Annotated in this window: 24 protein-coding genes and 2 tRNA genes; 19 read left to right on the top strand and 7 right to left on the bottom strand. The window is 66.0% G+C overall.

Going from position 1 to position 25862, the window contains the following annotated elements:
- Positions 1-82: 82 nt before the first annotated feature.
- The 8 genes from dusB to GDIA_RS02425 all read left to right on the top strand — a co-directional run bounded on the left by dusB (position 83) and on the right by GDIA_RS02425 (position 10027).
- On the top strand, positions 83-1144 hold the full coding sequence (gene dusB, locus GDIA_RS02460; RefSeq protein ID WP_012553154.1) for a tRNA dihydrouridine synthase DusB: 1062 nt from the start codon (positions 83-85) through the stop codon (positions 1142-1144).
- 5 nt (positions 1145-1149) lie between these two features.
- On the top strand, positions 1150-2259 hold the full coding sequence (locus GDIA_RS02455; protein ID WP_012226146.1) for a two-component system sensor histidine kinase NtrB: 1110 nt from the start codon (positions 1150-1152) through the stop codon (positions 2257-2259).
- Positions 2260-2317: 58 nt separating this feature from the next.
- A complete protein-coding gene (gene ntrC, locus GDIA_RS02450) occupies positions 2318-3766 on the top strand; it encodes a nitrogen regulation protein NR(I) (protein WP_012553153.1) in 1449 nt (482 codons plus the stop codon).
- Positions 3767-3836: 70 nt separating this feature from the next.
- The gene (locus GDIA_RS02445; protein WP_012226143.1) at positions 3837-6053 is read left to right on the top strand and encodes a sensor histidine kinase NtrY-like; all 2217 of its coding nucleotides are present in this window, start codon (positions 3837-3839) and stop codon (positions 6051-6053) included.
- Positions 6043-7434 (top strand): nitrogen assimilation response regulator NtrX, encoded by a 1392-nt coding sequence (ntrX, locus tag GDIA_RS02440; RefSeq protein ID WP_012226142.1) that lies wholly within the window; start codon positions 6043-6045, stop codon positions 7432-7434. Before GDIA_RS02445 ends, ntrX begins: the two co-directional genes overlap by 11 nt.
- A 116-nt stretch (positions 7435-7550) precedes the next feature.
- Complete coding sequence (gene hfq / locus GDIA_RS02435) at positions 7551-7847, top strand: RNA chaperone Hfq (RefSeq protein ID WP_012226141.1); 297 nt, start codon at positions 7551-7553, stop codon at positions 7845-7847.
- Complete coding sequence (gene hflX, locus GDIA_RS02430) at positions 7831-9141, top strand: GTPase HflX (RefSeq protein ID WP_012553151.1); 1311 nt, start codon at positions 7831-7833, stop codon at positions 9139-9141. The genes hfq and hflX overlap by 17 nt, the downstream gene beginning before the upstream one ends.
- Positions 9142-9169: 28 nt before the next feature.
- The gene (locus tag GDIA_RS02425) at positions 9170-10027 is read left to right on the top strand and encodes an inositol monophosphatase family protein (protein ID WP_012553150.1); all 858 of its coding nucleotides are present in this window, start codon (positions 9170-9172) and stop codon (positions 10025-10027) included.
- A 13-nt stretch (positions 10028-10040) separates the two neighbouring features.
- Here the strand turns inward: GDIA_RS02425 and mazG are convergent, their stop codons facing one another.
- The gene (gene mazG / locus GDIA_RS02420; RefSeq protein WP_012553149.1) at positions 10041-10817 is read right to left on the bottom strand and encodes a nucleoside triphosphate pyrophosphohydrolase; all 777 of its coding nucleotides are present in this window, start codon (positions 10815-10817) and stop codon (positions 10041-10043) included.
- A gap of 144 nt (positions 10818-10961) precedes the next feature.
- On the opposite strand from mazG, the gene argC reads away from it, so the two are divergent.
- The 5 genes from argC (at position 10962) to GDIA_RS02395 (ending at position 15778) form a co-directional block, all read left to right on the top strand.
- Positions 10962-11894, top strand: coding sequence for an N-acetyl-gamma-glutamyl-phosphate reductase (gene argC, locus GDIA_RS02415; protein WP_012553148.1), 933 nt, complete (start codon positions 10962-10964; stop codon positions 11892-11894).
- A 60-nt stretch (positions 11895-11954) separates the two neighbouring features.
- Positions 11955-12038: transfer RNA gene (locus GDIA_RS02410), tRNA-Leu, on the top strand.
- Between the two features lie 18 nt (positions 12039-12056).
- A complete protein-coding gene (locus tag GDIA_RS02405) occupies positions 12057-13238 on the top strand; it encodes a phosphoserine transaminase (protein WP_012553147.1) in 1182 nt (393 codons plus the stop codon).
- A 45-nt stretch (positions 13239-13283) separates the two neighbouring features.
- Entirely contained in the window at positions 13284-14429 is a 1146-nt protein-coding gene (locus GDIA_RS02400; RefSeq protein ID WP_012553146.1) for an ATP phosphoribosyltransferase regulatory subunit, read from the top strand.
- A gap of 59 nt (positions 14430-14488) precedes the next feature.
- Positions 14489-15778, top strand: a complete 1290-nt coding sequence (locus tag GDIA_RS02395) for an adenylosuccinate synthase (RefSeq protein WP_012226126.1) — start codon at positions 14489-14491, stop codon at positions 15776-15778.
- Positions 15779-15838: 60 nt separating this feature from the next.
- Here the strand turns inward: GDIA_RS02395 and rpoH are convergent, their stop codons facing one another.
- Positions 15839-16726, bottom strand: a complete 888-nt coding sequence (gene rpoH / locus GDIA_RS02390) for an RNA polymerase sigma factor RpoH (RefSeq protein WP_012553145.1) — start codon at positions 16724-16726, stop codon at positions 15839-15841.
- A 252-nt stretch (positions 16727-16978) separates the two neighbouring features.
- The gene (locus GDIA_RS02385) at positions 16979-17947 is read right to left on the bottom strand and encodes an RluA family pseudouridine synthase (RefSeq protein WP_012553144.1); all 969 of its coding nucleotides are present in this window, start codon (positions 17945-17947) and stop codon (positions 16979-16981) included.
- Positions 17948-18010: 63 nt separating this feature from the next.
- Here GDIA_RS02385 and GDIA_RS02380 point away from each other — a divergent pair, with 63 nt between their 5' ends.
- The 6 genes from GDIA_RS02380 (at position 18011) to GDIA_RS18175 (ending at position 22571) form a co-directional block, all read left to right on the top strand.
- Positions 18011-18352: a hypothetical protein gene (locus GDIA_RS02380; RefSeq protein ID WP_012553143.1), complete on the top strand. Its 342-nt coding sequence runs from the start codon at positions 18011-18013 to the stop codon at positions 18350-18352.
- A 124-nt stretch (positions 18353-18476) separates the two neighbouring features.
- Positions 18477-18552 (top strand) — tRNA-Glu (locus GDIA_RS02375).
- Positions 18553-18647: 95 nt separating this feature from the next.
- Positions 18648-19844, top strand: a complete 1197-nt coding sequence (locus GDIA_RS02370; protein ID WP_012553142.1) for an integrase — start codon at positions 18648-18650, stop codon at positions 19842-19844.
- Positions 19834-20175 carry a helix-turn-helix transcriptional regulator gene (locus GDIA_RS02365; RefSeq protein WP_012226117.1) on the top strand — a complete coding sequence of 114 codons (342 nt, stop codon included), beginning with the start codon at positions 19834-19836 and terminating at the stop codon, positions 20173-20175. Before GDIA_RS02370 ends, GDIA_RS02365 begins: the two co-directional genes overlap by 11 nt.
- Positions 20176-20625: 450 nt before the next feature.
- Positions 20626-21141, top strand: a complete 516-nt coding sequence (locus tag GDIA_RS18180; protein ID WP_244455082.1) for a hypothetical protein — start codon at positions 20626-20628, stop codon at positions 21139-21141.
- A gap of 8 nt (positions 21142-21149) precedes the next feature.
- Positions 21150-22571 carry an ImmA/IrrE family metallo-endopeptidase gene (locus GDIA_RS18175; RefSeq protein WP_157864093.1) on the top strand — a complete coding sequence of 474 codons (1422 nt, stop codon included), beginning with the start codon at positions 21150-21152 and terminating at the stop codon, positions 22569-22571.
- A gap of 337 nt (positions 22572-22908) precedes the next feature.
- Here GDIA_RS18175 and GDIA_RS02355 read toward each other — a convergent pair whose 3' ends face one another.
- From GDIA_RS02355 to GDIA_RS02340, 4 genes are all read right to left on the bottom strand, one after another.
- Positions 22909-24159 carry an IS701-like element ISGdi12 family transposase gene (locus GDIA_RS02355; RefSeq protein ID WP_012553139.1) on the bottom strand — a complete coding sequence of 417 codons (1251 nt, stop codon included), beginning with the start codon at positions 24157-24159 and terminating at the stop codon, positions 22909-22911.
- The gene (locus tag GDIA_RS02350; protein ID WP_012553138.1) at positions 24137-24754 is read right to left on the bottom strand and encodes a recombinase family protein; all 618 of its coding nucleotides are present in this window, start codon (positions 24752-24754) and stop codon (positions 24137-24139) included. Before GDIA_RS02350 ends, GDIA_RS02355 begins: the two co-directional genes overlap by 23 nt.
- Positions 24755-25169: 415 nt before the next feature.
- A complete protein-coding gene (locus tag GDIA_RS02345; protein WP_012226110.1) occupies positions 25170-25493 on the bottom strand; it encodes a hypothetical protein in 324 nt (107 codons plus the stop codon).
- Positions 25477-25728 carry a hypothetical protein gene (locus GDIA_RS02340; protein WP_012226109.1) on the bottom strand — a complete coding sequence of 84 codons (252 nt, stop codon included), beginning with the start codon at positions 25726-25728 and terminating at the stop codon, positions 25477-25479. The genes GDIA_RS02345 and GDIA_RS02340 overlap by 17 nt, the downstream gene beginning before the upstream one ends.
- Positions 25729-25862 lie beyond the last annotated feature (134 nt).

Below are 25862 nucleotides of genomic sequence, written 5' to 3'. Positions count from 1 at the left end.
GATGCCGGAAATTCGCCCAATCCCGGCGCCCATCCGTGTGCCGGGCGCGGGATCTGACAGCCCAACGGGGGTAATGCCGTCCATGTCGTCCGAAATGTTGCGTCCCGTCGATCTGGGTGGGGGGGTGGTCCTGCGCACCCCGGTCATCCTCGCCCCGATGTCCGGGGTGACGGACCTGCCGTTCCGCCGGCTGGCGCGGCGGCTGGGCGCGGGCCTGGTCATTTCGGAAATGATCGCCTCGTGGGCCATGGTGCGGGAGAACCAGGCCACCCTGCGCATGGCCGAGGTCGCCGATGATGACGGCCCGAACGCGGTGCAGCTGGCCGGCTGCGAGCCCGAGGCCATGGCCCAGGCGGCGCGGATCGCGGTCGATCGCGGCGCGGACATGGTCGACATCAATTTCGGCTGCCCGGTCAAGAAGGTGGCGGTCGGCCAGCAGGCGGGCTCGGCGCTGATGCGGGACGAGGCCCTGGCCGCGCGGCTGCTGGATGCCGTTGTGCGGGCCGTGGACGTGCCGGTGACGCTGAAGATGCGCATGGGCTGGGACCATGCCAGCCTGAACGCGCCGGCCCTGGCCCGCATCGCGGAACAGACGGGCATCCGCATGGTCACCGTGCATGGCCGCACGCGCCAGCAATTCTATAACGGCACCGCCGACTGGTCCTTCGTCCGGCAGGTAAAGGACGCGGTATCGCTGCCGGTGATCGTCAACGGCGATATCCAGACGGTCGACGACGCGCGGCAGGCCCTGGCGCTGTCGGGGGCGGACGGGGTGATGATCGGGCGCGGCTGCTATGGCCGGCCGTGGTTCCTGGCCCAGGTCGCGCAGGCGCTGACGACCGGCGACATCGTGCCCGACCCCGACCTGGCGACGGAAAAGGCGATCGTGCTGGATCATTACGACATGATGCTGTCGCATTTCGGCGCCCATCCCGGGCTGCGCCTGGCGCGCAAGCATGTCGCCTGGTATTCCGCCGGCCTGCCGGATTCGGCCGGATTCCGCGCCGCCATCAACCGGGTGGACCAGGCCCAGGAGGCCATCGGGATGATCTCCGCCTTCTATGACCGGCACATCGCTGCCGGTTCCCACCGCGCGCGGCGCGGCACGGCGGCGGGCGGTCAGGATGCCGCCCAGGCGGCTTGAAACCCATGGCGGCCGGCATGGCCCTCGACATGCCGCAGCCGGATGGCGCCGCGCTGCTGGACGCGATGTCGATGCCGGTGGTCCTGGTGGGGCCGGGCAATCATATCCGCTACATCAACAGCGCGGCCGAACCGTTCTTCGGCGCGTCGCGCCAGCAACTGATGCATCGGGACCTGGCGGAAATCCTGGCGGCCGACCATCCGATCTTCCTGCTGGTCGAACAGGTGCGGCGCGACGGTGTGACGACCGCCGAACATGAACTGACGCTGGACGGGCCGCGGCTGCACCGCACGGGCATTACCGTGCAGGGCACGCAACTGCCCGACGAACCGGATTCCGTGCTGCTGACCTTTCACGATTCGTCGGCGGCGCGGCAACTCGACCGGCAACTGACCTTCCGGTCCGCGGCGCGCAGCGTGTCCGGCATGGCCGCCATCCTGGCGCACGAGGTCAAGAATCCCCTGTCCGGCATCAGGGGGGCGGCGCAGTTGCTGGAAAGCTCGGTGGCCGAGGGCGACCGGGAACTGGCGGTGCTGATCCGGGACGAGGCCGACCGGATACGCGACCTGGTCGAGCGCATGGAAATGTTCAGCGACAAGCCGCTGGAACGGCGCCCGGTGAACATTCATCGCGTGCTCGAACGCGTGCGCATGCTGGCCGAGCAGGGATTCGCCGGCAACATCCGGATCGTCGAGGATTACGATCCCTCGCTGCCGCCGGTCTGGGGCAATCGCGACCAGTTGGTGCAGGTGCTGCTGAACCTGGTGAAGAACGCGGCCGAGGCCATCGCATCGGACGGGCAGGGGGGGGAAATCACCCTCGGCACGTCCTACCGGCACGGGGTGCGGCTGGCGGTGCCGGGGATGGAACATCGCGTCGAACTGCCGCTGGTGGTGTCGGTCCGCGATACCGGGCCCGGCATTCCCGACAGCATCCGGCCCCATCTGTTCGAACCCTTCCTGACGACGAAGACCAGCGGAAGCGGCCTGGGACTGGCCCTGGCGGGCAAGATCATCGACGACCATGGCGGCGTGATCGAAATCGACAGCCGCCCCGGCCGCACCGAGGTCCGCCTGCACCTGCCCATGGTGGCCGAAGGCAGGACCCTTCCCTGACCGCCGGCCGGACGCCGCCCCCAGCCCTTAGCCCCGATTCAAGAGACTGACCTATCGCATGCCCCTGCCGACCGTCCTTGTCGCCGACGACGACCGTTCCATCCGCACCGTCCTTAGCCAGGCGCTGGGGCGCGCGGGCTATCAGGTGCGCGTCACCGCCCATGCCGCGACCCTGTGGCAATGGGTCGAGGAGGGCGAGGGCGACCTGGTCATCACCGACGTGGTGATGCCCGACGAAAACGGCCTTGACCTGATTCCGCGCATCAAGCGGGCCCGGCCCGACCTGCGCGTGGTGGTCATGAGCGCGCAATCCACCCTGATGACCGCCGTCAAGGCGACCCAGCGCGGCGCGTTCGAGTACCTGCCCAAGCCCTTCGACCTGAAGGAGCTGCTGTCGGTGGTCGCGCGCGCGCTGGCGTCGCCGGCCGGCGCCCTGGCCGAACCCGCGCCGGTCGATACGGACGAACGCATGCCGCTGATCGGCCGGTCGATGGTGATGCAGGACATCTATCGCATCATCGCGCGACTGACGACGTCGGACCTGACGGTGATGATCAATGGCGAGAGCGGCACCGGAAAGGAACTGGTGGCGCGCGCCCTGCACGATTACGGCCGCCGGCGCGGCGGGCCCTTCGTCGCCGTCAACATGGCGGCGATCCCGCGCGAACTGATCGAGAGCGAACTGTTCGGCCATGAGCGTGGCGCGTTCACCGGGGCCACCAGCCGCAATCCCGGCCGCTTCGAACAGGCCGCCGGGGGCACCCTGTTCCTGGACGAGATCGGGGACATGCCGCCCGAGGCCCAGACGCGCCTGCTGCGCGTGCTGCAGGACGGCGAGTTCACCACCGTGGGCGGCCGCCAGCCGATCCGCGCGAATGTCCGTATCATCGCCGCCACCCATCGCGACCTGCGCCAGGCGATCCGCACCGGATCGTTCCGCGAGGACCTGTTCTATCGCCTGAACGTGGTGCCCATCCGTCTGCCGCCCCTGCGCGAGCGGGCCGAGGACATCCCCCTGCTGGCCCGCCACTTCCTGGACCGCTGCCGCGAGGACGGCCTGCCGGGCAAGATTCTGGACGACGGCGCGGTGGAACGGCTCCAGGCCAGCCGCTGGCCGGGCAATGTGCGCGAACTGGAAAACCTGATGCGCCGGCTGGCGGCCCTGTACCCGCAGGAGACGATCACCGCCGACCTGATCGATTCCGAACTGGCCGAAACGCTGCACGAGCAGGGCGCCGATGCGCCGGACCTGCGCGAGCAGGAACCGCTGGCCGACGCCGTGGCCCGCCATATCCGCCATTTCCTGGCCTCGGGCCAGGACGGCATGCCGCTGCACGACATCTACGACCGCGTGATCGCCGAGGTCGAACGGCCGCTGATCCAGATGACCCTGGCGGCCACCCGCGGCAACCAGATCAAGGCGGCGGCGATGCTGGGGCTGAACCGCAACACCCTGCGCAAGAAGATCCGCGACCTGGAAATCCCTGTCGTTCGCGGCGCGAACTGACCGTGAAGCGGGAGATCGTCCATTGACCGAACCCAGGGCATCCCGCGCCCGGATTCCGGCGCCGCCGCTGATGCGCGGCCTGTTCGGGCTGCTGGCGCGGCGCGACGTGACCATCGCCCTGGTCGCGCTGGCGCTGTGCTTCGGGGTCGCGACCTTCGTGGTGCTGTCCGGCGGCCTGTCGGTGACGCATTACCCCCGCATCCAGGCGCTGATCTTCGTGCTGAATTTCCTGGTCCTGCTGCTGCTGGCGCTGGCGCTGTCGGAACGGCTGGGCCGCGTCCTGGCGGAACGGCGGCGCGGCCTGGCCGGGGCGCGGCTGCATGTGCGCCTGGTCACGCTGTTCGGCATCGTGGCGGTGGCGCCCACCATCGTCGTCGGCTGCTTCGCCACGGTGTTCTTCCATTACGGCATCCAGATCTGGTTCAGCGACCGGGTGAACACCGCGCTGAACGAGGCGCTGCAGGCCTCGCACGGCTATCTGCAGGAACATAACGCCAATATCCGGACCGAGGCCTTCTCGCTGGCCAACTACCTGGCCGGCGCGGCCAACGGCCTGGAAGGGTCGGGGTCGGACCTGATGCACGACCCCGAGGCCCTGGATCAGATCCTCGATTCGCAGGCCACCCTGCGCGGCCTGAACGAGGCGGTGATCTACGACCCGCTGACCAACCACATCGTGGCCTCGGGCGGGCTGATGAGCCACCCGGGCGACATGCAGGCCCTGCCGCCGCCCTCGGCCACCATGATGGCCCGCACCAACGAGATCGCCATTCTCGATTCGCCCGACGAGAAGACGGTCCGGGCGGTCATCTCGCTGGGCGACACGCCGCCGCTGATGCTGGTGATCACCCGCCCCGTCGATCCCGAAATCCTCGACCACATGCACAAGACCGAAAATGTGGTGGCCGATTACCAGCGGCTGAACCGGAACCGCTCGAAGATCCAGTTCACCTTCGTGCTGATTTTCGCGCTGGTGGGGCTTCTGGTGCTGTTCGCGGCGATCCTGATCGGCCTGGTGCTGGCCAACCAGATCGTCCGGCCGCTGGGCCTGCTGATCCTGGCATCCGGACGGATCAGCGACGGCGACCTGAAGGTGCGCGTCCCCGAGGGCGAGCGCGACGATGAGCTGTCCAGCCTGTCGCGTGCCTTCAACCGCATGACCGACCAGCTTTCCAGCCAGCGTTCGGAACTGATGATCGCCTACGACCAGATCGACGAACGCCGCCGCTTTACCGAAGCCGTGCTGTCGGGCGTGTCGGCGGGCGTGATCGGCCTGGACGCGCAGCAGGTGATCGAACTGCCCAACCGTGCGGCGGCCACCCTGCTTCAGCAGGATCTGGCGGCGGCCATCGGCCGGCGCCTGGTCGACGTGGTGCCGGAATTCCATCCGATGCTGGACGAGGTGGCGCGGGCTTCCGACCGGGTCTGGACCGGCGAGGTCCAGGTGGGCAGCGGCGCGCGGGCCTGCACGCTGCTGGTCCGGATCGGGGCCGAGACCCGTGGCGCCAAGGCCGAGGGCTATGTCGTGACGTTCGACGACATAACGGCATTGCAGGCAGCGCAACGCAAGGCCGCCTGGGCCGACGTCGCCCGACGCATCGCGCACGAGATCAAGAATCCCCTGACGCCGATCCAGCTCGCGGCCGAACGGCTGAAGCGGCGCTTCCTGCGCGAGATCACGTCGGATCCCGAAACGTTCAGCCAGTGCGCGGACACGATCGTGCGCCATGTCGGCGATATCGGGCGCATGGTGGACGAATTTTCCGCCTTCGCGCGGATGCCGCAGCCGATCATCCGCCCCGAGGACCTGTCGCGCATCGTGCGCGAGGCCCTGGTCCTGCAACGCGCCGCCCACCCCGAGATCCGCTACGAAACCGACCTGCCCGAACACGGGCCGGTGGTGTCATGCGACCGGCGGCTGATGGTCCAGGCGCTGACCAATTTGCTGCAGAATGCGGCCGACGCCATTGCAATGGTACCAAAAGATGGGAATGCTGCATGCAGCCCGGCCGGTCCGGCCGGCATCGTCGGGATTGTCTTGCACATCGAAGGTTCGGAGGCCCACCTCACGGTGGCCGACGACGGGATCGGCCTGCCGGAAGAAGACAGGCAGCGATTGACCGAACCCTATGTGACCCACAAGCCGAAAGGAACCGGCCTGGGTCTGGCGATCGTCAAGAAAATCCTGGAAGATCATGGTGGTAGCATCCGTCTGGAGGACCGGCCAGACGCAAGGGGAGCGGTTTCGATCTTGATACTGCCTGTAAAGGACGACCATGGGGCATGAAATCCTGATCGTCGATGATGAGCCGGACATCCGGCTGCTTGTCGAGGGCATTCTTCGGGACGAAGGCTACGAGACCCGCCTGGCAGGGGATTCGGATTCGGCAATCAGCGCCTTTCGGGCCCGCCGGCCGTCTTTGGTCATCCTGGATGTCTGGCTCCAGGGCTCGCGTCTCGACGGCCTGGGAATCCTCCAGGCCATCCAGGGCGAGGAACCGGTCGTTCCCACCATCATGATCTCCGGCCACGGCACGATCGAAACCGCGGTCGCGGCGCTGCAGCACGGCGCCTATGACTTCATCGAAAAGCCCTTCCAGTCCGACCGGCTGCTGCTGGTGGTCCGCCGCGCGCTGGAGGCATCGCGCCTGGCCCGGGAAAACGCCGAGCTGCGCCTGCGCGCGGGGCCCGAGGCGATGCTGTACGGCGACAGCCCGGTCATCGCGGGCGTGCGCAACCAGATCGAGCGCGTGGCCCCCAGCGGCTCGCGCGTGCTGATTTCCGGCGCCGCCGGGGCGGGCAAGGAGGTCGCGGCGCGGATGATCCACGCGCGCTCGCGCCGGGCCGAAGGGCCGTTCATCGCCCTGAACTGCGCCACCCTGGCCCCCGGCCGGTTCGAGGAGGAACTGTTCGGCATCGAGGGGGCGCCGGACGGCACCGGCCGCCGGACCGGCGTGCTGGAACGCGCCCATGGCGGCACCCTGCTGCTGGACGAGGTTTCGGACATGCCGATCGAAACCCAGGGCAAGATCGTCCGCGCGTTGCAGGACCAGAGCTTCGAGCGCGTGGGCGGGGCGTCGCGGGTCAAGGTCGATGTCCGCGTGCTGGCCGCGACCAATCGCGACCTGCAGGAAGCGATCGCCGCCGGCCGCTTCCGCGAGGACCTGTATTACCGCCTGGCGGTGGTGCCGCTGCGCGTGCCCAGCCTGCGCGAACGGCGCGAGGACATTCCCGGCCTGGCGCGGCTGTTCCTGCGCCGGGCGGCGGAAAACGCGGGCCTGCCGCTGCGCGACCTGTCGGGCGACGCCGTCGCCGCGCTGCAAAGCTATGACTGGCCGGGCAACGCGCGGGAACTGCGCAACCTGATGGAACGGCTGCTGATCATGATGCCGGGCAACGGGTCCGACCTGATCCGTGCCGAGATGCTGCCGCCGTCGGTGGGGCAGGGCGCACCTGCATTGCTGAAATTTGATCCCGCCGCCGACGTGATGGGCCTGCCGCTGCGCGAGGCACGGGACCTGTTCGAAACCCAGTATCTGCAGGCGCAGCTCCTGCGTTTTGGCGGCAATATCAGCCGTACCGCCGGCTTCGTCGGCATGGAACGCAGCGCATTGCACCGCAAGTTGAAACAGTTGGGCGTCACGTCGGAGGAGCGGGGCGCAGGATGAGGTTTTGCCCCGCGGGGAAGGGCCTGCTAGACAAGGGCAATCGCATGTTATCGGTACGGAGCGGTACGGCGTGTTCCGCCCTCGTTCCCGCCCACAGAAAAAAGTAAGGCCCAGCCGTGGCAAAAGAACCGACACAAAACGTTCAGGATGTCTTCCTCAACCATGTCCGACGGTCCAAGACCCCGGTCACGGTGTTCCTGGTCAATGGCGTAAAGCTGCAGGGCATCATTACCTGGTTTGACAATTTCTCGGTGCTGCTGCGTCGCGACGGTCATACGCAGCTTGTCTACAAGCACGCCATCAGCACCGTCATGCCGGCGACGCCGGTGGTCCTGTTCGACCCGTCGCGCACCGAAGGCGCCACCGTTGACCTGACGGAGAAGGATCTGGCGGGGGATGCCGATCTCCTCTGACGATCCCGTGTCGCAATCCGCGACGCGGGCCGCCGTCATCCTGCCCTGGGAACGGCCGGACCGCCAGGAGGAAGTTCGGGCGGCCGAGGCCCGACTGGAAGAAGCTGTCGGCCTCGCCGCCTCGATCGGCCTGGTCATCGTGCGCCAGGCCGTGCTGGTGCTGCGGGCACGCCGGCCGTCGACATTGCTGGGAAACGGGCAGGTCGAATCGCTGCGCGCGGCGGTCCAGCAGGACCGCGTCGCCGTCGTGATCGTCGATTCGCGCCTCTCCCCCGTGCAGCAGCGCAACCTGGAACGCGCCCTGGGCTGCAAGGTCATCGACCGTACGGCGCTGATCCTGGACATTTTCGGCGAGCGCGCGGCCACCAAGGAAGGCACGCTGCAGGTCGAACTGGCCCATCTGGAATATCAGCGCAGCCGCCTGGTCCGGACCTGGACCCATCTGGAGCGCCAGCGCGGCGGCTTCGGCTTCCTGGGCGGTCCGGGCGAAACCCAGATCGAGGCCGACCGCCGCATGATCGGCGACCGGATCGTGCGCCTGAAGCGGGAACTGGAACAGGTGCGGCGCACGCGCGGCCTGCACCGCGCCGCGCGCCGGCGGGTGCCGTTTCCGGTCGTGGCGCTGGTCGGTTACACCAATGCCGGAAAATCGACCCTGTTCAATGCCCTGACCGGGGCGACCGTCTTCGCCCAGGACCAGTTGTTCGCCACCCTCGACCCGACGATGCGCGGCATTCGCCTGCCGTCGGGCCGGCGCATCATCCTGTCCGACACGGTGGGCTTCATCAGCGACCTGCCGACCGAACTGATCGCCGCCTTCCGCGCGACGCTGGAAGAGGTCGCCGAGGCCGACGTCATCCTGCATGTGCGCGATATCTCCCATCCCGACAGCGCCGCCCAGCGCGCGGATGTCGAGGACGTGCTGGAAGGCATGGCCGGCAGCGGCACGCTGGAGGACGATTGGCGCCGGCGCGTGATCGAGGTGCAGAACAAGGCCGACCTGATCGGCGGCCGCGATGCCGTGCCGCCCCGCAAGGGCAGCGTCGTCATTTCGGCCATCACGGGCGAGGGCCTGCCCGACCTGCTGGCCGCCATCGATTCGCGCCTGACCGAGGCGATGGAAACCGTCCGCTACACCATCCCGGTGAAGGACGGCGCCATGCTGGCGTGGCTGTACGCTCATGGCGAAGTGACATCGCGCGAGGATGGCGAGCAGGCTATCGTGGTGACGGTTCGCCTGTTGCCGGCCGACCGCGCCCGTTTCGAGATGCAGATCGCCGGTCAGGACCAGTAGGGGTGCGGCCCGGCAGGGAGTGAAGATCATGACGGTCCCCGTTTCCGCCGGCCCTGTTTCCGTGGGACAGATGCGCGAGGTGCTGGGGATCATGCGGCTGGCCGCGGCCCGCCAGGTCATGTCGCGCTTCCGGCAACTCGATTCCGCATCCATCCGCTGCAAGACCAGCAAGCTGGACGTGGTGACCGAAGCCGACGAAGCCGCCGAGCGCGACATCACCGAGGCCCTGCTGCGCCTGTCCCCCAAGGCCGTGGTGATCGGCGAGGAAGCGGTCAGCGCGCGCCCGGCCCTGCTTGATTCGCTGGGCGAGGCCGAACTGGCGTATGTCGTCGACCCGATCGACGGCACCGCGAATTACGCTGCCGGCGTGCCGCTGTTCGGCGTGATGGTGGCCGTCGTGGCGCGGGGCGAGGTCGTCGGTGCCGCGATCCTGGACCCGGTTTGCGACGTCGCGGCGCTGGCGGTGCGGGGCGAGGGCGCCTGGCTGGTCGGCCCGGACGGTGCGGAACGCACGCTGGCCTGCGCGCCGCCCGCCCCCGCGGAAGAGATGTGCGGCAATGCCTCCTGGCGTTATCTGCCGCTGCCGATCCGCGACACCGTCGCGCGGAACCTGCCGCGGGTGATGGGCTCGTGGGACTTCCGCTGCGCGGCGCATGAATATCTCATGCTCGCGGACGGGAAGTGCCATTTCCTGCTGTTCAACCGCACCTTGCCCTGGGACCATCTGGCCGGCTGGCTGATCCACCGCGAGGCCGGCGGCTACTGCGCCCATTTCGACGGCAGCCCCTATCGCCCGACCGACCTTGCCGGCGGCCTGCTCTATGCCCCCGACCGGGCAAGCTGGCTGGATCTGCGGCGCCTGCTGCTGGAATACGACAGGGACTGAAAACGGCTTCGTCCTACCGCTCGCGCCGCTTGACCTCCTGCCAGCCGGCTTCCATCTCGGCCAGCGTGCTGTCCGGCAGGCTGGTGCCCCGCCGGGCCAGGTCCTGTTCCATGGCGGTGAAGCGGCGGGTGAATTTGGCATTGGCCTGGCGCAGGCAGGCTTCCGGGTCGATGTCCAGTTTGCGGGCCAGCGTCGCCAGGGTGAACAGCACGTCCCCCAGTTCGTCGGTGATGCGCGCGCGATCGCCCGAATCCAGTTCGGCCTTCAGTTCCGCGACTTCCTCGTCCACCTTGTCCAGGACGTCCCTTGCATCGGGCCAGTCGAATCCGACCCGGGCCGCCCGCGCCGACAATTTGCGCGCGCGCAGCAGGGCCGGCAGCGCCGCCGGAATGCCGGCCAGCGTACCCTCCTCCCGCCGGGCCTGCCGCTCGCGTTCCTTTTCATCTTCCCACTGGCCGGCCTGCAGCGTGGCATCGCCGAACACATGGGGATGGCGGCGGACCATCTTGTCGCCGATCATGCCGGCCACGGTCGCGAAATCGAACCAGCCGGCTTCCTCCGCCATGCGGGCGTGATAGACGACCTGCAGCAACAGGTCGCCCAGTTCGTCCGGCAGCGCCGCCCAATCCTGCCGGGCGATCGTGTCCTCGACCTCATAGGCTTCCTCGATCGCGAACGGGGCGATCGTGGCGAAGTCCTGCTCGCGGTCCCACGGACATCCCGCCACCGGATCGCGCAGCCTTGCCATGATGTCTATCAGGCGGGACAGGGCCTGGGTGGCTTCGGACATCGGGGGGAACTCCATGTTATGAAAAGGCCGGGCATGATGCCCTGCGCCCCGGGACATTGACAAAGAATCCGTCTCCAGGGGTATCGGCCTTTGGATTATGGTACAGGCCCCTATCCATTAGGGGTGAGGGAGAACGGACGGATCATGGACGGACAGGCGACGGTTTTCATCGATGGCGAGGCCGGGACGACGGGGCTGGGCATTCGCCAGCGCCTGCATGCCCTCCCGGTCGCGGTGCGGTCGATCGACCCCGAGCGCCGCAAGGATGCCGACGCAAGGCGCGAGATGATGGAATCGGCCGATCTGGTCGTGCTGTGCCTGCCCGATGCGGCATCGCGCGAGGCCGCGTCGATGGTGGCGGCGATGGAGGCCGCCGGCGGGCCGGCCCCGCGCCTGCTGGACGCCAGCACGGCCTTTCGCGTCGATCCCGACTGGGCGTACGGTTTCCCGGAAATGGGCGCGGACCAGGCGGCGGCGATCGCGACGGCGCGGCGCGTGTCCAATCCCGGCTGCTATCCGACCGGCGCGATCGCGCTGCTGCGTCCGCTGGTCCGGGCCGGATTGCTGGCCCCCGATTTCCCGGTCACGATCAACGCCGTCAGCGGCTATAGCGGCGGCGGCCGCACGATGATCGAGGCGCATGAGCGCGAGGGCGGCCCGGCCTTCGAACTCTACGGCCTGGGGCTGGATCATAAGCATGTGCCGGAAATCACCCGCTATGCCGGCCTGTCGCGCACGCCGCTCTTCGTGCCCTCGGTGGGGCATTTCCCCCAGGGCATGATCGTCTCGATCCCGCTGCATCTCGACATGCTGGCCGCACCGGCCACCGGGGCGGACCTGCGGGCCGTGCTGGCGGATGTCTACGCTGGCTCGGACCGGGTCGGCGTGGCCGAGGCCGGCACCACCCTGGATGCCGATGCGTTGGCGGGAACCGACCTGATGGAATTGCGCGTGCACGCCAACGACGCGCGCCGCCAGGCGGTGCTGACCGCGCGGCTGGACAATCTGGGCAAGGGGGCATCGGGCGCCGCGATCCAGAATATCGCGCTGATGCTCGGCCTGGCTTCGCCGGCCTGAAAGGGGCGGGCAGTTGATCAATTGCCAGATTCCCCGGTTTGCTGGTAAGCAGGGGACCAGGCGAGAGTGACGGAACGGTAGACGTAGTCGGCTCAAAATCGACCGCCGCAAGGCATAGGGGTTCGAGTCCCCTCTCTCGTACCACCGGCTCCGGACAGGATGATGCTCTCTATTTCTCCCGATGCGATCGTCAAGCCGGGTGCGCGCCCCGGCAATCCCTGTTTCTCCTCCGGCCCCTGCGCCAAGCGGCCGGGCTGGTCGCTGGATGCGCTGTCCGGGGCGCTGCTGGGGCGGTCGCACCGCGCACCCGACGGCCGCGCGCGGCTGAACGAGGTCATTACCCGGTCGCGCGCCATCCTGGGCATGCCGGACGACTGGAAGCTGGGGATCGTGCCGGCTTCGGACACCGGCGCGGTGGAAATGGTGCTGTGGTCGCTGGTCGGCCAGCGCCCGGTGGATGTCCTGGCCTTCGAGAGCTTTTCGGCAACCTGGGCCAACGATATCGTGGCCCAGCTTCAGATCCCCGACGCCCGGGTGCTGAGGGCCGATTACGGCCGCCTGCCGGACCTGGGGCAGGTGGACTGGTCGCATGATGTCGTCCTGGCGTGGAACGGCACGACCTCGGGCGTGCGCATCCCCGACGGATCGGCCATTCCGGCGGACCGCGACGGGCTGGTCATCTGCGACGCGACCTCGGCCGCCTTCGCCATGGACCTGCCGTGGGACAAGCTGGATGTGGTCACCTGGTCCTGGCAGAAGGTCCTGGGGGGCGAGGCCGCGCACGGCATGCTGGCGCTGTCGCCCCGCGCCGTCCGCCGGCTGGAGCAGGCGCCCGCCCCGCGTGCCCTGCCGAAGATCTTTCGCCTGACATCCAAGGGCAAGCTGATCGAGGGCATCTTTCGCGGCGACACCATCAATACGCCGTCGATGCTGTGCGTCGAGGACGCATTGGACGGCCTGCGCTGGGCCGAGGCGATCGGCGGACTGCCGGCGCTGGTCGCCCGCAGCCAGGCCAACCTGGCCGTGGTGTCGGACTGGGTCGCCCGGTCCGATTGGGCGGCGTTCCTGGCCGGAACGGCGGCAGAACGGTCCAGCACCGCGATCTGCCTGACCATCGTGGCGCCCTGGTTCCGGGCCCTGGACGCGGAGACGCAGGCCCGCGCGGCCAGGCGGATCGTGGCCCTGCTGGAGGGCGAAGGCGTCGCGCTGGATATCGGCAGCTACCGCGATGCGCCCCCCGGCCTGCGGCTGTGGGGCGGTGCGACGGTCGAATCCGGTGACCTGCGCGCCCTGATGCCGTGGCTGGACTGGGCCGAGGCTCAGGTACGAGCCGAATACGCCTGACGGGCGGGCATGACGAATGGCCGGGACGGTGCTATAGGCGCGCGCATGACGGACGACCCGCCTCCCAATCCCGCCCTGCTGCCCGCGGGCTTTGTCGACCTGCTTCCTTCCGATGCCGAGGCCGAGGCCGCCGGCATGGAAGACCTGATGCGGGTCTTCGCGACGCACGGATACAGCCGCGTGAAGCCGCCGCTGCTGGAATTCGAGGATACGCTGCTGAGCGGATCGGGCGCGGCCGTGGCCGACCAGGCCTTTCGCCTGATGGACCCGGACACGCGGCGGATGATGGCGCTGCGTCCCGACATCACGCCGCAGATCGCGCGGATCGCGGCGACCCGGCTGGCCGATGTGCCGCGTCCGCTGCGCCTGTCCTATACCGGGCTGTGCGTGCTGGCCAGCGGCGGGGCGCGGGAAAGCGACCGCCAGATTTCCCAGGCCGGGATCGAACTGATCGGCCCGGACTCGCCCCAGGCCGACGCTGAAATCATCGCACTGGGGGCCGAAGGCCTGGCGGTGCTGGGGGTGCCCGGCGTGTCGTTCGACCTGACGATGCCCTCGCTGGCGCCGGCGCTGATCGCGGAAATCGACTACACCCCGGCCGAGCGGCAGGCGCTGATGCGCGCCCTGGACCGCAAGGACGCGGCGGCCGTCGCGCGCCTGGCCGGCGGCCTGGCGCCGGTGCTGACCGAATTGCTGCATGCGGCGGGTCCTGCCGAACGCGCGCTGGCGGTGCTGGGTGGGCTGGTCCTGCCGGAACCGGTCCGGGCGCTGAGCGACCGGCTGGCCGCCACCTGTGCCGCGATCAAGGCGCGCGTGCCCGATATCCGCCTGACGGTCGATCCGGTCGAATTCCGGGGCTGGCGCTACCATACCGGCGTGTGCGTGACCGTGTACGCCCGTGGCCAGCATGAAGAACTGGGCCGGGGCGGGCGCTATATTTCCAACAATGACGAACCGGCCTGCGGCCTGACCCTGCGCCCCGAGGCCCTGCTGCGGGCCGCCCCGACCCGGCCCGGACGCATCCGCGTGTTCCTGCCCGCCGGGTGCGACCCGGCGCTGGGCCGGCGGCTGCGGACCGAAGGCTATGCCACGGTCGACGCCCTGGCACCGGTCGCCGACCAGGCGGCCGAGGCAAGGCGCCTGGGTTGCACGATGATCGCGGCCGGCGACGGAATCGTGGCGTTAGACTGACACATTTGTTAAAGCCGGGCGCCATCTGCCGCCCGTCCCGTTTTTCCAAGGAGCACCTTATGTCCAACGTCACCGTCATCGGCGCCCAGTGGGGTGACGAGGGAAAGGGCAAGATCGTCGACTGGCTGGCCAGCCGCGCCGATATCGTCGTCCGCTTCCAGGGCGGTCACAATGCCGGCCATACGCTGGTGGTGGGCAGCCAGACCTACAAGCTGTCGCTGCTGCCGTCCGGCCTGGTCCGAGGCAAGATGGGGGTGATCGGCAACGGCGTCGTCGTGGACCCCGAGGCGCTGCTGGCGGAAATCGACCGGGTGAGCGCGCAGGGGCTGGAAGTATCGCCGCGGACGCTGCGCATCGCTGAAAACGTGCCGCTGATCCTGCCCGTCCACGGCGCCATCGATCGCGCGCGTGAAGCCGCGCGCGGCGACCGCAAGATCGGCACCACGGGCCGCGGCATCGGCCCGGCCTACGAGGACAAGGTGGCACGCCGCGCCATCCGCCTGTGCGACCTGGCCGAGCCCGAGACGCTGGACTGGAAGCTGGACGAACTGCTGCTGCACCACAACACGCTGCTGGCCGGCCTGGGGGCCGAGACCTTTACCAAGGACGCCCTGCTGGCCCACCTGACCGCGCTGGCGCCGCGCGTGCTGCCCTACATGGATACGGTGTGGGACCTGCTGGACGATGCGCGCCGCGCCGGACGGCGAATCCTGTTCGAAGGTGCGCAGGCGGTGATGCTGGACGTCGATCACGGCACCTATCCGTTCGTCACCAGTTCCAACACCATCGCGGCCAATGCCGCGACCGGCAGCGGCGTGGGGCCGGGCAGCGTCGGCTTCGTGCTGGGTATCGCCAAGGCCTATTCGACCCGCGTGGGCGAGGGGCCGTTCCCCAGCGAACTGCATGACGACATGGGCCGCACCCTGGGCGAGCGCGGGCATGAATTCGGCACGGTGACGGGGCGCCCCCGCCGCTGCGGCTGGTTCGACGCCATGCTGGTCCGCCGCGCGGTGCGCGTGGGCGGCGTCAACGGTCTGGCCCTGACCAAGCTGGACGTGCTGGATGGCCTGCCCGAGATCCGCGTGTGCGTCGGCTATGAACTGGACGGCCAGGAAATCCGCAGCTTCCCGTCCTCGCCGGCGGCGCAGGCCCGCGTCAAGCCGATCTACGAGACGATGGAAGGCTGGACCGATACCACCTACGGCGCGCGGTCCTGGGCGGACCTGCCGGCGCAGGCGATCAAATATGTCCGCCGGATCGAGGAACTGGTCGAGGCACCGGTGACCCTGCTGTCCACCAGTCCGGAACGCGACGATACGATCCTGATGCGCGACCCGTTCGAGAACTGACGATCCACCCGGAAACGGGAAACGGAAGAGGGGGAGGCGCTTCAACGCCCCCCGTCATTCTCAGTTTGCGGCGTGGGCTTCGCGATGGGCCTCGACTTCCGCCTTCATCGCCGCCTGCACCTTCTCGAACGCCCGGACCTCGATCTGCCGCACCCGCTCGCGCGAGATGTTGTAGGTGTGCGACAATTCTTCCAGCGTGGCCGGGTCGTCCTTCAGGCGGCGTTCGGTCAGGATGTGGCGCTCACGGTCGTTCAGCGTCTTCATGGCATTGTCCAGCAATGCCTTGCGTCCGCTGAATTCCTCGTTTTCCGCCAGGGTCTGTTCCTGGTTGTCGTGTTCGTCGACCAGCCAGTCCTGCCATTCGCCTTCGCTGTCGGCGCGCAGCGGGGCGTTCAGGCTGTGATCCGGCGCCGACAGGCGGCGGTTCATGTTGATGACGTCCTGCTCGGGCACACCCAGCGATTCGGCGATCTTGTTCACCTGCTCGGGCTTCAGGTCGCCGTCGTCGATGGCCTGCATCTGGCCCTTCAGGCGGCGCAGGTTGAAGAACAGCTTCTTCTGCGCGGCGGTGGTGCCCATCTTCACCAGCGACCAGCTATGCAGGATATATTCCTGGATGGCGGCCCGAATCCACCACATCGCATAGGTCGCCAGGCGGAAGCCGCGATCCGGGTCGAAGCGGCGGACCGCCTGCATCATCCCGATATTGCCTTCGCTGATCAGCTCGCCCAGCGGCAGGCCATAGCCGCGATAGCCCATGGCGATCTTGGCGACCAGGCGCAGGTGCGAGGTGACGAGCGCATGCGCGGCCTCGGTATCGCCCTTGTCCTTCCAGCGCCGGGACAGGCGCTGTTCATCCTCGGGCGACAGCATCGGAAATTTACGGATGTCCTGAAGGTATCTTGACAGGTTGGATTCAGGACCAACATTGAGAACGGAAGAGGCCATGGACCGGACTCCTTTTCCCTGGGGGTGGTCATCTGTCCCTGGATGTCCTACGGCACATCCATATGAAGGGTTGCACGACCGTGCCCGCATGACGCGTGGATGGACTTCACGTCCCCGCGAGACGCCCCCTCCATGGGCCGCGTCGACGCGGGACGTCCAATCCGGCGGTGCGTCACCCGTCGGAGTTATGGTGTCCAGCCTACTGGCGGTCCGGCAGACCGTCAAGGAAACTCCCCTGACATTGCCTTAAAACTAAGCAATCTTTGCCAGCAACGTCTTGAAATCGTCCGGGGGCGCGGTTTCGAACAGCAGGGATTCGCCGGTGCGGGGGTGGGTAAAGCCCAGTCGCGCCGCATGCAATGCCTGGCGCGGAAAATCCAGCGCCGCGCGGCGTGCATCCTCGGGCAGGGCGCGGGCGGCGGCGGGAATGCGGCGCAGATAGACCGGGTCGCCGACCAGCGGATGGCCGCTGGTGGAAAAATGCACGCGGATCTGGTGCGTGCGGCCCGTCGCCAGCCGGCATTCGACGGAACTGATCCCGCCATGGAAGCTGTGCAGCGTCCTGTAGTGCGTCATGGCGTGCTTGCCGCCGTGCGTGACCACGGCCATGCGCTTGCGGTCGCGCCTGTCGCGGCCGATCGCGCCCTCGAACGTGCCGCTGGCCGGTGACAGGATGCCCCAGGCCAGCGCCAGATAGGTGCGGTCGATATCGCGCGCGGCGAACGCGTCCGACAGGGCGGTATGCGCCTGCTCGGTCTTGGCCACCACCATGACGCCCGACGTATCCTTGTCCAGCCGGTGCACGATGCCCGGCCGGCGTTCGCCGCCGATGCCGGTCAGGCTGTCGCCGCAATGCGCCAGCAGGGCGTTGACCAGCGTCCCGTCCTCGTTGCCCGGCGCGGGATGCACGACCAGCCCGGCGGGCTTGTCCAGCACGATCAGGTCCGAATCCTCGTACAGGATGGCGAAGGGAATGGCCTGCGCCCGGGGTGTCGCCGGGATTGCCGGGGGCATCCTTATCTCATAACACAGACCCGCCCGGACCGGGTCGGCCGGTTCGCGCAGGACATGGCCGTCGCGCAGGACATGGCCGCCCTCCATCAGCGCCTTGACGCGCGAGCGCGACAGCGTCCCCACCATATCGGCCAGGAAACGGTCGGTACGCTGGCCGGCATGCTCCGTCTCGGGCGTCAGGCGGATGGGTTGGGTGTCGTCGGTCATGCGCGGCTCTTAACGGAAAATGCCCGCCGGGAAAATGACGGCGGCCGGATACGGAAAGCAATCATGAACGCACAGGCCCCGAACGGACCCGGCTCGAAAGCCCTGCTGGCGGCGGTGATCGGCATGGGGGTCCTGCTCGCCGTGGGGTCGTTGGTGCTGGTGGGGGTCCTGGTCCATCGCATCTCGCATCCCCATTCCGTGTCGTCCGTCCGGGTGGTGTCGCCGCCTGACGGGGCGTACGGCCCGCTTGTGCTGGACGAACCGGCCGGGACGCACATTACCGCCATGGCACGGCAGGACGACGCCATGCTGGCGGTCTCGCTTTCCGGCGGCGGCCCCGACCGTATCGTCCTGTGGGACCTGGCCCACGCGCGGGTGGCCGGGCGGCTGACCCTGGCTCGTTAGGCCGCGTTCCGCCCTAACGGCCTGAAAAATATCGGTCTTGGAAAAAAAGCGATGCGGGCGGATTTTCCGGTATCAGGCGGGTTGCGTCCAGCCGCATGATGGCATAGAAGCTGCCTCGTCCAACGTCCCGTTCGTCTAGAGGCCTAGGACACCGCCCTTTCACGGCGGTAACACGGGTTCGAATCCCGTACGGGACGCCATTGATTTCCTTGAGTTTTTCGAGGAAACGGCATGATAAAATTTGGGTTTTTGAGCCAGATTTGAGCCATCGCGAGGAGGATGCTATCCTCGCGACATGGCAAGCAGCAGCGATAAAACACGAGATCAGGCCGTGACCAGGGCCAAGGGGGACATAGACCCTGCGACTGGTAAGACCTTGCCGGCTGGCATCTCGTGCCGCGGCCCTAAGCAGTATCAGGCTCGCAAGCAAGTCGATGGCAAGCGCTACCGCAAGACCTTCTCGACCGCCGCGCTGGCTCGACGGTGGCTCAACGAGACCGCCGCCAAGGTCGAACTCGGCCAATTCAAGGACACCAGCGCGCTCGACAAGCAGACCATCGGCGACCTTGTGGACAGGTATGCCAAGGAGTGCATGGATGGGCGTGGCGCTGACCTGACAGGGCATATCCCGGCCATTCTCCGGGACAAGGATCTGCCTGGAGTCCGGCTGTCCAAATTCTGCCTGGCGGATGTGCGCGGCTTCCGGGATCGGATGATGTCTGCCGACTATTCCCCGGCCACGGTCGTCAAACGTCTAAACCTACTTGCCTCGGTCATCCAGCACGCCATCAGCGAGTGGGATACCTCCATCGTCAACTACGCCTCCGGACGGTTCGTGAAGCGGCCGGAAGGTGCGGACAAGAAGCGCAATAGACGGCTCGACGAAGACAAGGACAAGGACGGGAAGACGGAGTTCGATAGGCTGATCGTGGCTGTCTCGGACTCCGTCTATCCGGACGATGTGTGGCTGGTCCGCTGGTCGATCGAGCAGGGCACAAGACGCGGTGAGGCGATCGGCCTGCGATGGTGCGATGTCGATATCGAACGCAGCTTGATCAAGCTGGGGGGCGAGTCCGGCAAGACCAAGACGCACAAGACCCAGGAAGAACAAGGCCCTGAAATCCGCCCGTTGACGCCGGGAGCAAGGCGACTCCTGCTTGAGAAACGGGACACATACGAGACGCCGCCGGAGCCCGGCGACAGCGTGTTCAGCGTAGGCAAAGAGTCTACATTCAGCATGCGTTACGGGCGGATGGTCAAACGCACCGGGCTCCACAACCTGACGTTCCATGACCTGCGCCACGAAGCGACCAGCCGCCTCGCGCGTCTGCTGCCGAACCCGCTGGACCTCAAGAGGGTCACGGGACATCGTGATCTGAAGAGTCTGGACCGGTATTATCAGCCGGTCCCGGAATCCATCAGCAAGCAGATCGAGGAGGCTGAGCGGCTGGCCGGCATCATCGCCGCCGAGGAAGGCGACGATGACGAGTAAGGAAGACGAGTCACGCCGTCTGCCGGCCGTGATGGACTACAAGCAGGCCGCCGAGTATCTGGGCGTCTCCCATGGGCGCCTGCGGAATCTGATGTGGCTCGGCTGCGGACCCAAATCGTTCAGCTTCGGCAAGCGTGACCGCCGCTTTCGTGTCTCTGACCTGGATGCGTTCATTGGCGCCAAGGTTGGAGACGTGGCGCCCGCGACAGTGATCAAGCGCGGTCCAGGTCGGCCACGAAAAGGACGGACGTGCTTCGGCGCAATGCTCGCGGTGGGGTTATTGTCGATCGCGATAGCCGCTCTGTCGCTGCTTGCTAAAATCCTGTGGTAACCACGCCCTCACGCCGACACTTCGCGCCTTACGCCGCTCCCGGTCCTCGCTCGCTCGGCGTCAGCACCAACTATTTGTCGGGCGATCCTGTCTGCTCATGAAGCAGAGGAGCAGCCATGGTCGCGCGGGGCGGTTATGCGTGCGGCCCCTGCGATGGCGAGAATCGCGGTGGATGTCCAGCCCTCTTCCGCTTCTGCCCTCATCTCGGTCACCCGGTCGGGACATGTACCATTCCAAAACCGGACGTAGATTTCAAGTGCTGACCCCGGGCGGGTTGGGATGGCTGTAGTAGGGCTACTTCCAAGCGCGAGGCTTGGGAAAGCTGTCATCCAGCGAGAAGCGCCTGCCGATTGCTATGTTTACATTTTCGAGCCTAAGGGTAGGATTGATACAACTGGAGCTAGCTAACTTGGTTCCTGCTAGATAGATTCGATTAGAAAGACGATCTTTTTGAGCAAAACGAAGCAAGCCTTTGACCGATTTCGCCACACCTATCCGGAAAGAGAATGTCCCCCCGTAGGTCATGAGGACGAACGTCGTGAGATGACAAGCGCTGATGGGCTCGAACAATGGCGCGACGGGACGGGCGAGGTCGCTGAGGGTGAGCCGCCGATGCTAATGAAAAATCATCCGAAGTTGCGCTTGTGGGTCGTGCGCGCCGAAGATGTTGTCCATGCGCCGGAATGCGGCAGCTTTGCAGATACGCTCAACGGGAAAGAAATCAAGCATAGCAATCTCACAGGCGCTCGTCCTGCGCATTGCGGCGGCCAGCTCGTCTTTGTCGAGAACGATGCAGTTGCGCTTGACGGAGGTTCAGGTCGTTATGGTCCACGTAGCAAAGAAGAGATGACTGCGGTCGCTAGGGCGTTTAAGAATTCGGGCTATGGGGTGTGGAGTTACGGGTGGGACGATGAAAATGCGTGGCCTTTTCGTATTGGGTCTCGTCTGCCGCAATGGGTAAAATGAATCTCCCATTGAAGGCCGAACTTGACCGCGTGTTCGGTCTGGAGTCGTGTGGCGATACACCAGAAGATCGGGCCGCCAGTTCCCCACGTCGTTTTGTCAGAAGTCAGTCGCAACTTTCCCCCGACCGTCCCGCTGCGACCGGACCACGCATGACCGCTCGGTGGGCATTAAAACAATTCGGCTACGCTGCACTCCGCGAGGCGGTCGATGAGGGTGCGACCGTCATTAGTGTCAGTCTTGATGAGCCTGCGCGCTCGCTGCGGGAGCAGCGTGTGAGGCTCGGACTCACGCAAGAGCAGGTGGCTCGGGCTAGCATGCTTACGGTCAACGACGTGCGGCGCGCTGAGCAGCTAGGGGCGATCTCGCCGGTTCGTCGCCTGCAACTCCTTGCCCAAACTCTTGGGCTCAACGATGAGCAACTGGGCGTCCGACCAGATGCGAGCGCCGACCAGCAATTAGCAGTCCGCCTGCGGACGCTCGGGAGTGCCGGACACAACGTACGCTTCTCACCCTCCCTGGTGCTCAAGCTTGCGGAGGCGGCGTGGACGATATCGCGGCAAAACTTGCTCGCGGTCGAGCTTGGTGTTGTTCCGAATATACTCAAGCACTTTGATGCGAGCGATGATTATTATGCTCCAGTATGGCGCCGGGGGTATGATCTGGCAGAACGAACGCGCACCCTGCTGAACTTAGATCCACTTGCCCCAATCCCATCAGTGCGTGAGCTCATTGATCAACTGGGGATTCCGCTGATTCAGGCCGCAATGGGAGCGGCCTTCGCAGGCGCAACGGTAGTTAATGGTGACGATCGAGGGATCGTCATCAATACTGAAGGTGACAACCAGAATGTCTGGGTGAGGCGGATGACCTTGTGTCACGAGCTTGGCCATTTGCTTTGGGATCCACCAGCTCGTCTGCGCCGCCTTCATGTCGACCGTTACGATGACTTGCGCACTGCCGAGGCCGGCGGCGGCGACGAAGTAGAGGCGCGTGCTAATGCCTTCGCCATTTCCTTTCTGGCACCGCGTGAGGCTGTAATCGAAATCGTCAAGCGTGGTGCAAGTCCGACTGATCAGGTGATCGAGCTCATGAAACGCTTCGGCGTTGGCGCAACGGCCGCGAAGTATCACATCGCGAATGTCTCGCGCAACTGGGGTGCCGAGGTCGATACCCGGCATGTCGCATCTAACCAGCTTCCACCACCTGATGATTATTGGACAACAAACGAGAACTGGACGGCGGACTATTTTCCCGTCGCCGGCGTTCCTATTAGTCGTCGTGGGCGCTTCTCCGGGTTGGTAGCTATTGCCGCTTCCCGAGAACTGATTTCGACCGATACGGCGGCATCATGGTTGCAGGCGGCACCCTCGGCTTTGGCTCAGCAGTTGGCGACAATTGCCGAACTGACTGCTCAGGATCTTGCTGTTTAGATCACTCAAGGGGGGGGAGGTGGGCTTGGGCCGCTCTTGTCGGCCTTAAGTCTTCGCGACATCGGGGCGTATAGCTCTCATGAAGGACGGTAGTGCGAATGGCAGCTTTTCTACCCTCGCAGACCCGAACCAAACATTCCGCTTCCTCCCCTCCCGCATAGCTGCCGGTCTAACATGCGCTTATGGCAGGCCGTCGGAAGCCGTTCATCACGCGACCTCTAGCACTACAGTTGCGTTTTTGCCCTGAGGCGCGAGAGGTATGCTGCGGCCTGATGAGCACGTCGAAAGAACGACCATCGGAGGATATGCTCGATGGAGGCGCGGCTTCGGGTAATTTTCACGGCGAGGCGGCGGATTTCCTGGATTGACCAGCGGATGAGCGGCCGCGTTTGTGCAACTGGCTTTTTTTGAGCGCCATGGCGTTGGCCTGGGACCGCACAGCGGCCATCATGGCGTAAGCCAGCATGACCAACGAGACGTGACGGTGCCAGCCATGCCAGGAACGGGTTTCATTATGGTCGAGTCCGAATTCGTTCTTGGCGGTCTCGAACCCTTCCTCGATTCGCCAGCGCGTGCCCTCGACACGCACCAAGATCTCAAGCGGTGTTCCCTGAGGGCACCAGGTCGTGAAATATGCCAGATCGCCATCGGAGGGATTACGCCGGACCAGCAGCCCACGGGTCCATATCCCGGTTGAGATACCTGAATATTCGGAGGCCTCGAGATCGGCCATCGGGCAATACAGCCAGTCATACAGTCGTTCGCCCTTGGTGCCGCGTCCGGCGGAACAGCGGACCCAGGTCTCGTCCGGCAGGGTCTTGATGATTTCGCGCGCCTCGCCGGACCAGTGGATGTCCGGACGCCAGGAATGGAACCAGTGATTGGCGTTGACGCCAAGGACGAAGCCTTTGCCTGCGCGGCGCAAAGCCATTTCCAGTTCACCGACGCCATAGACGCTGTCGCCAGCCACCCACCGGAACGGCACATCGGCCGCAAGCGCCCGGCCGATCATCGCGGTGGCCAGGGACGGTTTGCTGGCAAACGTGACATCGCCCGGCACATGGGCCGCCGCCAACCGCTCAGGCTTTTCAGTCCAGGCTTTCGGCAGATACAAAGCCCGGTCGAGAAAAGCATGCCCCTTGTCAGAGACATAGGCTGCGAACACGCCAATCTGGCAATTCGTGATCTTGCCGGCAGACCCGGTATATTGCCGTCCCACTCCGCATGATGCAGAGCCCTTCTTGAGGAAACCAGTCTCGTCGACCACCAGTACCGCGTCGGCATCCCCCAGATGCTCGACAACATGATCGCGCACGACGTCCCGCAATGCATCGGCGTCCCAATGCCCGCGTCCAAGCAGGGCCTGCTGTCGCCATGGCCCCGGATCGCCCGCAGCTTCAGCCCGCATCCAGCCGGTCTTGCGCGGCTCGTTGCCCAGTAGTGTTTCCAGAAACCGGCCTGCCGATGCCGCCACCCGCTCCTGGCCGAATACCGGGCGCATTCGCTCCTTGGCGTCCCGCAGCGCCTCCAGCGTCAGAGCCAGAACATCCTCGACCGAAGCTGCGCTATTCATCTCGTTCAGAATCATGGTTACCCATAGATTCAGAACTCTCAGAAAAACGCAACTGTAGTGCTAGGCACCGGTAGACCGAAGCCCGACCGATCCCCAGCCGCTTCGCGATTTCGGTAGGACTGACACCTTCGGCTGACATCGCCCTGACATGGACGGCCTTCGCGCGCGCGGTCGGCTTGCGTCCGCGATATTTTCCTTCAGCCTTCGCTTTTGCGATCCCCTCCGCCTGCCGCTCCTTCATAATGTCGCGCTCGAATTCGGCTACGGCTGCCAGCAAGGTCAGCGTCAGCTTGCTGGTCGGACTGCTGGTATCCAAAGGCTGCCCCCCCATAGACAGGATAACCAGATCAGCGCCCTTGGCCTGCACCCGATGCACGAACGACAGTAAGTCCGTCGTCGATCGCGCCAAGCGGTCGGGCTTCGTCACCACCAACGCATCGCCTTGGCGCAGATAGTCGATGGCCGCCTCCAGTTCCGGCCTGACAGTGATGGTGCCTGACACTTGTTCCGCGAAGACCCGATTGCATCCCTGCGCTTCGAGATCACGGACTTGCGCCGCCAACCCCGCCGCCTGCTCCGTCGTGCTGGTCCGAGCATATCCGATCCTCATGCCCATCTCCATAGAATCTAAGACCTCATTGAGATGGTATCTCAAAAAGAGATTTCAATCCGTGTGAGACAGAAAATGATGATTGTCGCCTGCATCGTAATCATCTCATACGACCCTGCCCTAATGAGACGTTCAGAATGGGACATCGTCGTCTTCGTCCAGCACGAGCTTCGCTCGTGAAGCCCCACGCCCTTCCCTGGCGCCTGCCACTGCGTGGCACCGCCCTTCCCCCGCTGCCACGCTTCGCGTGGCAGCCGCCGAAGGCGCTGGCGCTGACGACGGGCACAAGTTCTCCATCTCCCATTCCCACAGGTCTTGATCCTGCTGCTGACGCCAAGTCTCAGCATCATGGGCCAGTTCCGCCATGCGTCCCATCGTTTCATCTCCCGTTGACGATGTTACGCGCGGCGTAACATCACATCCCGAGCCGACCGGCGCCATATCCGCCGCCGACCGCGATCAGCGCCATCGCCGCACCGACCAGACCGGCGATCAAGACGGGCAGGACCGGACGTCGCGTCATCGCCTGTTCCGAGACGCGCGCGATCTTGCCGGCCATCCTCACGATCTTGATGGCCTCGGCCTGAACCATAGCTTGTTTTGCAGCCTGCTCCGCACTGGCTACCGCCAGGTGCTGCCTGGCCAGGCGATCGGCATCCAACGCCTCAACCAAGCCGACGAACAACAGCGTCGTGCGATCAAGGACGTCGTCGCTGTCATCATCAAGCGGCGCTGACATTGAACAGCGCCTTGTCCCGATCCGACTTCAGACCATCAATCACAACATTCAGCAGAGACGCCGCACGATCGTCTGAATCCACCATCGCCAAGACGGCACCACCGACGATGATCTTCCGCCTCACATCCTCTTTCCGTGCCTTCTGGCTCTCGACCGACGACACTTTCTCGTATCGGGCTTGAGCCTGCGTCAGCCGCTGTTTCGCTCGCTCTAAACGTCCAACCGACTTTTCCACTTCGCCGCTCCATAACTGGTGACATGCTATTATAGCCGACGACGGCCATTCCTTTGGCGAGCGCAAGCGAGACAAAGGCGCACTTACGAGTCCTGGCGGACTCGACGTGCGACGCAGCGGCGTCGGTCACCTGC

It is taken from the genome of Gluconacetobacter diazotrophicus PA1 5, assembly GCF_000021325.1.
GTDB lineage: Bacteria > Pseudomonadota > Alphaproteobacteria > Acetobacterales > Acetobacteraceae > Gluconacetobacter > Gluconacetobacter diazotrophicus.
Note: the sequence above shows the minus strand (reverse complement) of the source record. Positions and strands in the feature narration are given on the sequence as shown.

What these genes read in the sequence shown, in the direction of transcription:
- dusB (WP_012553154.1), top strand. Translation starts at nt 83, where the DNA reads ATGTCGTCCGAAATGTTGCGTCCCGTCGATCTGGGTGGGGGGGTGGTC.
- GDIA_RS02455 (WP_012226146.1), top strand. Translation starts at nt 1,150, where the DNA reads ATGGCGGCCGGCATGGCCCTCGACATGCCGCAGCCGGATGGCGCCGCG.
- ntrC (WP_012553153.1), top strand. Translation starts at nt 2,318, where the DNA reads ATGCCCCTGCCGACCGTCCTTGTCGCCGACGACGACCGTTCCATCCGC.
- GDIA_RS02445 (WP_012226143.1), top strand. Translation starts at nt 3,837, where the DNA reads ATGCGCGGCCTGTTCGGGCTGCTGGCGCGGCGCGACGTGACCATCGCC.
- ntrX (WP_012226142.1), top strand. Translation starts at nt 6,043, where the DNA reads ATGGGGCATGAAATCCTGATCGTCGATGATGAGCCGGACATCCGGCTG.
- hflX (WP_012553151.1), top strand. Translation starts at nt 7,831, where the DNA reads ATGCCGATCTCCTCTGACGATCCCGTGTCGCAATCCGCGACGCGGGCC.
- GDIA_RS02425 (WP_012553150.1), top strand. Translation starts at nt 9,170, where the DNA reads ATGACGGTCCCCGTTTCCGCCGGCCCTGTTTCCGTGGGACAGATGCGC.
- mazG (WP_012553149.1), bottom strand. Translation starts at nt 10,817, where the DNA reads ATGTCCGAAGCCACCCAGGCCCTGTCCCGCCTGATAGACATCATGGCA.
- argC (WP_012553148.1), top strand. Translation starts at nt 10,962, where the DNA reads ATGGACGGACAGGCGACGGTTTTCATCGATGGCGAGGCCGGGACGACG.
- GDIA_RS02405 (WP_012553147.1), top strand. Translation starts at nt 12,057, where the DNA reads ATGCTCTCTATTTCTCCCGATGCGATCGTCAAGCCGGGTGCGCGCCCC.
- GDIA_RS02400 (WP_012553146.1), top strand. Translation starts at nt 13,284, where the DNA reads ATGACGGACGACCCGCCTCCCAATCCCGCCCTGCTGCCCGCGGGCTTT.
- GDIA_RS02395 (WP_012226126.1), top strand. Translation starts at nt 14,489, where the DNA reads ATGTCCAACGTCACCGTCATCGGCGCCCAGTGGGGTGACGAGGGAAAG.
- rpoH (WP_012553145.1), bottom strand. Translation starts at nt 16,726, where the DNA reads ATGGCCTCTTCCGTTCTCAATGTTGGTCCTGAATCCAACCTGTCAAGA.
- GDIA_RS02385 (WP_012553144.1), bottom strand. Translation starts at nt 17,947, where the DNA reads ATGACCGACGACACCCAACCCATCCGCCTGACGCCCGAGACGGAGCAT.
- GDIA_RS02380 (WP_012553143.1), top strand. Translation starts at nt 18,011, where the DNA reads ATGAACGCACAGGCCCCGAACGGACCCGGCTCGAAAGCCCTGCTGGCG.
- GDIA_RS02370 (WP_012553142.1), top strand. Translation starts at nt 18,648, where the DNA reads ATGGCAAGCAGCAGCGATAAAACACGAGATCAGGCCGTGACCAGGGCC.
- GDIA_RS02365 (WP_012226117.1), top strand. Translation starts at nt 19,834, where the DNA reads ATGACGAGTAAGGAAGACGAGTCACGCCGTCTGCCGGCCGTGATGGAC.
- GDIA_RS02355 (WP_012553139.1), bottom strand. Translation starts at nt 24,159, where the DNA reads ATGATTCTGAACGAGATGAATAGCGCAGCTTCGGTCGAGGATGTTCTG.
- GDIA_RS02350 (WP_012553138.1), bottom strand. Translation starts at nt 24,754, where the DNA reads ATGAGGATCGGATATGCTCGGACCAGCACGACGGAGCAGGCGGCGGGG.
- GDIA_RS02345 (WP_012226110.1), bottom strand. Translation starts at nt 25,493, where the DNA reads ATGTCAGCGCCGCTTGATGATGACAGCGACGACGTCCTTGATCGCACG.